The sequence below is a fragment of the Oscillatoria sp. HE19RPO genome (assembly GCF_024220515.1).
Lineage (GTDB): Bacteria > Cyanobacteriota > Cyanobacteriia > Cyanobacteriales > Laspinemataceae > Laspinema.
The window spans coordinates 1-6195 of the sequence record NZ_JAMXOT010000298.1 but is presented as its reverse complement, the minus strand read 5'-3'; the positions used below and the strand labels follow the sequence as shown (position 1 = coordinate 6195).

The window sequence follows — 6195 nt, the reverse complement described above, 5'->3', positions numbered from 1 at the left end:
CAACAAATAAATCATCCTTGCTTTGATGCGATCGCACCTAACAAGGCTCTTTTAGCCCGCGCAGGCGGGCTTTGTCCGTGTAGCCCCAGGCTTGAGCCTGCGGGTTTTTTGAAGGTTTTATTTTTTGGAGTTCCCTTACTAGCTTACCCCTAGGACCGGACCCTCTATGTTCATGTTGGCAGAAATTGGGTCCGGTTGCTTACTTCTGGGGTAAGATAGTTTAACCTCATTGATCGCAGCGATTGAGTGTTCTTTGAGTTTCGGGCAGTTCTGTGGCAATTTTATGGCAATCCCTGACGCTCAGGGATTAAGGGCGGGCAATCACCACAGGACTAGAGCACCGCTTCCCTCGGGTTAACAAGGCTGGAAAATTTTGAATTTCCCGTCGCCGCCACTCTATTGATTTTTGTAACAAATTTTATAGTTTTGTGAATTTTCGCCCGTCTTCTCGGGAAAGGGGAGCAAAAAAAGCCTGGAAATGGTTATCAGATAAGAGATACGGCGTTTTGTAACAAAATTAGCAAGAGGGATTGATTTTTTTTATTACAGCGGATATAATCAGCACGACTTTTGTAACCATCACTACACCTGTCGGCTGAAATAGGAGGTAAGGACTTTGGCAAGGAGACGTAAGCGTAAGAGCCGTCGCCGCCAAGAAGGGCGCAGGATTTTAGAGCACGTGCCTCAGTATAGTATCGAGAGCGGTGAAGATAAGCCAGTCACAGCCGCCCGTAAATTCATCAAGGCAGAAGGCATCGTGCCACCGGCTTTGTTGTTAGTTAAGAGAAACGAGCATACCACGGATCGATACTTCTGGGCAGAAAAAGGATTATTCGGTGCTCAATATGTAGAAGAAAATCATTTCTTATTCCCCAGCTTAAAGTTTTTTGAGAGCAAAGCAGAAATACCCCCCGTGGCTTTATCAGTCCGGTAAAAGGGTAGTTCTGTCAGTCATGAGAACTGAAGGTTTAAGGGACCCGGCGACTGAGACAAGGGATTATACTGGGCGGGCGATCGCCTCGGATGACCCTGTGGTGCGAGGGTTCTATTCCTAGCGGACTCGAACAGCGTGCTGAGTAAATTTAGCAAATTTACAGGGGCATGAACCCGGTTTTTGCCCAAGCTGGCGTCATAGAGAGTCCCATAACGGCAAATGTTCCGTCAATCGGTTGATTTGTTATGGGAAAAGAACGGTTTTAGTCCCGGATCGGGAATCGCGATCTTCAGGCACATCCAGTTTCCTTGGCGATTAGGGAAATTTGGGTGGAGTCGCGATCGCCGCTAGTTCTAATTACCTAAAAACCTGAACAGTTCCAGGGCGATCGGTTGCGCCACGGCTAGGGTTAAAGTTCCGGTCTCAATCCGGGCTATCACACTGCCGAAATGACTCGTCATCCTCACCAGGAACCGGGTCAAAAGGGTTTGGCCGATCACACTAAACTTTAAGTCGGACTTGACCTGATTGGGTCAATAAGGAAACAAACCGATTAAATACGACGCTTTTTTGAAATTAGCTCTTTGACAAGCTCACGGGTTTGCATGGGGCTAATTTCTGCTGTGGTATTGCCCTCGGGAGTCGGGAGTCGATACAGGATGATACCAAATCCGGTTGTTAAAAGTCGGTTTTCGCCTTTAGCCCGCGCAGGCACCGCTTCGTCCGCAAGTGCCCCACCGTTGACGGGTGTGGGTTTTTATAGACTTTGTTGCTTTCTGTGTAGAACTAAGCTCAAGCAACCGGGTTTCTAACCTTGACTGTACCGAGGTCCTAGGGTTTGCTTAAGTACGGCCAACTCATCTCGATGACCCGTGACTGTAATTCTATTTTGGGTCGGTTTATCCCCAGAACTCTCCATTGACTTAACTTGGAGAGACACCTGTTCCATGCGACCCGAATTTTGCCAATAAAACCATCCAGCAACTGGGGACAACAGAATCAACCCCAGAAATAAATTCCCCCCTTGTGGGATGACCATTGATAAAATCAGGGCCAAACAAAGCATCCCCACTGCTGCCAATAGGGTCAAGAAAATCGCCAGAAACCAACTGGGACGGACATATCCTTCAAACGTGACTTGATTGCGTTCCCCATCCACTGCCTTCACCCGATAAGCGCGGCGATCGAAATACCCTTGCAACTCCGGCAAAATCGCCTCTTCCGGTTGTTCCGTCACCCATTGCAGTTCCTCCGTTCGGTCCTTCACCGACGCCCGAATAAAGAAAAATAACCCGATCGTCATCAGTAGGGTTAAAAAAAACGTTGAGGAGAGAGTCGTATCCATCGGTTCTATCTAAATGACTTCATGACGCAATTGTTACATAAATTCATAAACAAACTACGACTCGGGCCTACTCTAAGCTAGTCCTGGGGTACAGTTTGAGAACCCAGGGACCAAAAACCGGGTAGGAGCTACATATCCGTACCTGATAACTGTCGGAACTGCTATAAAAAAAAATGTGATTTTTGATGCAGACAATATGGTAATCTACTATTCCTTACTATCCTGTTACATCGTCTTGCCATCAATTTGGCAGGTGTTCTGGTGCGTTGCGGTGGCTTCCGTGACGCACTCTTTTCCCCAAAACTGAATCGAGCAAAAATCGGGCATTTCTGAGATCAACCCTAGGCGGAAACATCTCCCCGAAAATGTCGGGACAATTCAGGGACTGCCCCGACCCTGTATTTTGGCGTCTCTACTCGGAACGCCTTAACAGGACTACCGATTGCCCGAGAACCGGGACCGCCTTATCCCCAGTATAGGTGGGTCCATCTTCCAAAAAGCTGGGTTCCTTGGTATCAATCAGAGCCACCCACTGCTGTTCATTTAAGCCCTCGGGTAACTTAAACTCGATTAATTCCCAATGGGCATTAAAGAACAGGATGAAACTTTCGTCAATGACGCGCTGACCATACCGATTGCGCCGAGGAATTTCCTGGCCATTCAAAAAGACGGCGATCGCCTTGGCAAACCCCACATCCCACTCGTCTTCCGCCATCTCGCTGCCATCGGGATTGAACCAGCCAATATCATTCACCGTCTTCCCATAAATCGGGCGGCCCTGAAACCACTTGCGCCGCTGAAACACCGGATGCTTGCGCCGGAAATAAATCAGTTGCCGGGTGAAATCTAACAGATTCGCTTTTTCCTCGGGAAACTCCCAATTCAGCCAGGAAATTTCACTATCCTGACAGTAGGCATTATTATTCCCCCCTTGACTCCGTTCCATTTCATCCCCCGCCAACAACATCGGGATCCCTTGGGACAGCATCAGAGTCACTAGAAAATTCCGCTTTTGGCGTTCTCGCAACGCCAACACCTGTGGATCATCCGTATCGCCTTCTTCACCACAATTCCAGGACCGATTGTGACTCTCCCCATCACAGTTATTTTCCCCATTGGCTTCATTATGCTTCTCGTTGTAGCTGACTAAATCGTAGAGGGGAAAGCCATCATGAGCCGTGATAAAGTTAATGCTGGCATAAGGACTGCGCCCTGTAGTTTCATATAAATCTGAACTTCCGGTAAACCGATAGGCAAATTCCCCTAACGTCCGGTCCTCTCCCCGCCAAAAGTCACGCACGGTATCGCGATATCGCCCATTCCATTCGGACCATAACAGGGGAAAATTCCCCACCTGATAGCCTCCGGGACCCACATCCCAGGGTTCAGCAATCAGTTTCACATCAGAAAGCACCGGGTCTTGATGGATGATATTAAAGAAAGAACCCAAATTATTGACGTCATACAGTTCTCGCGCCAGGGCCGATGCCAAGTCAAACCGGAACCCATCCACGTGCATTTCTAGCACCCAGTAGCGCAGACTATCCATAATTAATTTTAGGATTTGCGGATGGCGGACGTTTAGGGAATTACCGCATCCGGTGAAATCCATGTAATACCGGAGGTTGTCATCCACGAGGCGATAGTAGCAGGCATTATCTACCCCGCGCATGGACACGGTGGGACCGAGGTGATTGCCTTCCCCGGTATGGTTGTACACTACATCTAAAATGACTTCGATGCCTGCTTTATGCAGGGCCTTGACCATTTCTTTAAATTCCCGCACTTGTTCTCCCGGTACAGTCGCGCAACTATAACCGGAATAAGGGGCGAAGAAGTTGATGGAGTCGTAACCCCAATAATTTTTGAGTCCTTTATCGGCGAGATGTCCGGGGTAGGCGAGGAAGTGATGAACCGGCATCAGTTCCACTGCGGTAATTCCCAAGGTTTGCAGGTGAGAAATCACGGCAGGATGCGCCAGTCCACTATAGGTTCCGCGCACTTCTTCGGGGATATTCGGTTGCAGTTTGGTAAATCCTTTAACGTGGGTTTCGTAAATGATGGTTTCATGGAAGGGGGTTTGGAGGAGTTGGTCCCCTTCCCAATCAAAGGACTCATCAATCACGATGGATTTGGGAATTAAATGCGCGCTATCGGTTTTGCTGAAGGAAAGGTCTTCCTCGGGGTCTTCCCAGTTATAGCCGGAGAGTTCGGGTCCGTTGATCACATCCCCTTCGATGGCTTTGGCGTAGGGGTCGATCAGGAGTTTGTTGGGGTTGAACCGATGACCGGCATCGGGGTCATAAGGCCCATGTACTCGATATCCATAGCGCTGTCCCGGGGAGATGCCGGGGATGTAGCCATGCCAGACATGGTTATCGACTTCGGTTATGGAAACCTGTTGCTCTTTCCCGTCTTTGTCAAATAAACAGAGCTCTACGGCAGTGGCGTTTTCACTAAATAGCGCAAAATTTGTGCCTTTACCATCCCAGCAGGAACCCAAGGGATAGACTTTACCGGGCCATACTTCTAAATGCATATTGATAGATTCACTCACCACGAAATTTTAAAGAGAATCAAAAATGGCGATCGCGAGTTAACCCAATATTTGAGGGGTCGGTTGGCGATCGCATTGGGTTGTTCTCTCTTTAAATTTACGGGGTTACCTGTGCTCTGGCTTCTACCTTAAGAGTGATGCGAAGTATTAGGGGGTATGTTACGCTAATCCGCCTTAAAACTAAGGGATCGGGGCGATATTCGGCGATTTTGGGGGTGGGTTGGCGATCGCACCGGGGTCGGGTTTGCTCCCTAATTCCTCACCCTAGAACTCTCTAAATCAGGGTTTCTTAATAATCAACCTTACATTATATCTCACTTAGCCGGGTTTGTAAAAGCAGCCGGGTTTGTTACAGCAATTCTCATTTTGGCGAAAAACTGTTCAAGTCCCCAGCATCCCAGTATAGTAATGACATCTGAGGAATGAAAATTTAATAACTTCCCTATCTATTCAATTGTCGGAACAGCGCGGTAATTCCATTTTGGCAAATATTCATCAAAAATAATTTTCATTGTCTCTTTAAATCCTTCAGCTACTTTTCGACCAGTTTTATAAACTTTATTGAGTACATTTACTACCACGGAAATTCCAGTTTTTGTTTGGGTTTTTTCCATGAGTTCTTTGACTAACTCAATACTGGTAAAAATGACTCCTTGACAAGCTCTCGCTACATGAGGAAATAAGCGATGCTCAATTGAATTGTACTTGGATGTGTAAGGAGGATAATGTGCTATTTTAATTTCTATATTTAGCTCATTAACTAATTTTTGTAAGTCTGATTTAAAGATATAATGATTAGAATTATTACTACCACCCCCCATCACATTTAATCAAAATTGAATGGGCTTGAAGGTAGAGAGAGATTCCGTAATTTATCCACCATAATTTAATCGCTTCACAAGCAAATTTACTCGGATCTTTACTAATACCTAGAGTTAGATATCCTCGGTTGTTTTGCACATCATAAATTCCATGAGGCACTATTTTGCCATCAGCCAAACTGAAGAAGTCATGGTCAAACGTGGTAACGGTTTCGGTGGCATAAAGAGTTCCTGATGGATATAAATTTCCAATAAATTTCTTTTTTTTTGTATCCATACTAATGATAGGATTTCCCTGTAACTCATACTCTTCAGTGATTCTGGCAATATTTTTAAATTGTTCGTCACGATTCTTTGTTATTCCTGTTGTCTGGTTTTTTTGAGCTTTACGTTTTACATCCTACATTCCGCAGGTAAAATAAGAGAGTTTGGAATATTCTAAAACCATGACAGACATAGCATCTGATATCATAGTACAAGATATTGACCACTGTGGCATAGTCTCGGGCATCATTGATGAGATAGGACTTGTCTATCG

Annotated in this window: 6 protein-coding genes; 2 read left to right on the top strand and 4 right to left on the bottom strand. The window is 46.3% G+C overall.

The genetic code is table 11. The features are described from left to right. Positions 1-616 precede the first annotated feature (616 nt). Positions 617-934 (top strand): DUF3155 domain-containing protein, encoded by a 318-nt coding sequence (locus NG833_RS24150; RefSeq protein WP_015150024.1) that lies wholly within the window; start codon positions 617-619, stop codon positions 932-934. Between the two features lie 808 nt (positions 935-1742). Here NG833_RS24150 and NG833_RS24145 read toward each other — a convergent pair. The 4 genes from NG833_RS24145 to NG833_RS24130 all read right to left on the bottom strand — a co-directional run bounded on the left by NG833_RS24145 (position 1743) and on the right by NG833_RS24130 (position 6018). Next, positions 1743-2279: a cofactor assembly of complex C subunit B gene (locus NG833_RS24145; RefSeq protein WP_254567823.1), complete on the bottom strand. Its 537-nt coding sequence runs from the start codon at positions 2277-2279 to the stop codon at positions 1743-1745. 412 nt (positions 2280-2691) lie between these two features. Beyond that, on the bottom strand, positions 2692-4818 hold the full coding sequence (glgX, locus tag NG833_RS24140) for a glycogen debranching protein GlgX (RefSeq protein WP_254567825.1): 2127 nt from the start codon (positions 4816-4818) through the stop codon (positions 2692-2694). Positions 4819-5282: 464 nt separating this feature from the next. Then, complete coding sequence (locus tag NG833_RS24135; protein WP_254567822.1) at positions 5283-5657, bottom strand: hypothetical protein; 375 nt, start codon at positions 5655-5657, stop codon at positions 5283-5285. Then, complete coding sequence (locus NG833_RS24130) at positions 5644-6018, bottom strand: hypothetical protein (protein ID WP_254567824.1); 375 nt, start codon at positions 6016-6018, stop codon at positions 5644-5646. The genes NG833_RS24135 and NG833_RS24130 overlap by 14 nt, the downstream gene beginning before the upstream one ends. Positions 6019-6103: 85 nt before the next feature. On the opposite strand from NG833_RS24130, the gene NG833_RS24125 reads away from it, so the two are divergent. Then, positions 6104-6195 (top strand): DUF4277 domain-containing protein (locus NG833_RS24125; protein ID WP_254563370.1); only part of this gene is annotated, 92 nt, incomplete at its 3' end.

Bases quoted from the DNA above. Each gene is read 5' to 3' on its own strand.
- NG833_RS24145 (WP_254567823.1), bottom strand. From the start codon at position 2,279: ATGGATACGACTCTCTCCTCAACGTTTTTTTTAACCCTACTGATGACG.
- NG833_RS24135 (WP_254567822.1), bottom strand. From the start codon at position 5,657: ATGGGGGGTGGTAGTAATAATTCTAATCATTATATCTTTAAATCAGAC.
- glgX (WP_254567825.1), bottom strand. From the start codon at position 4,818: ATGCATTTAGAAGTATGGCCCGGTAAAGTCTATCCCTTGGGTTCCTGC.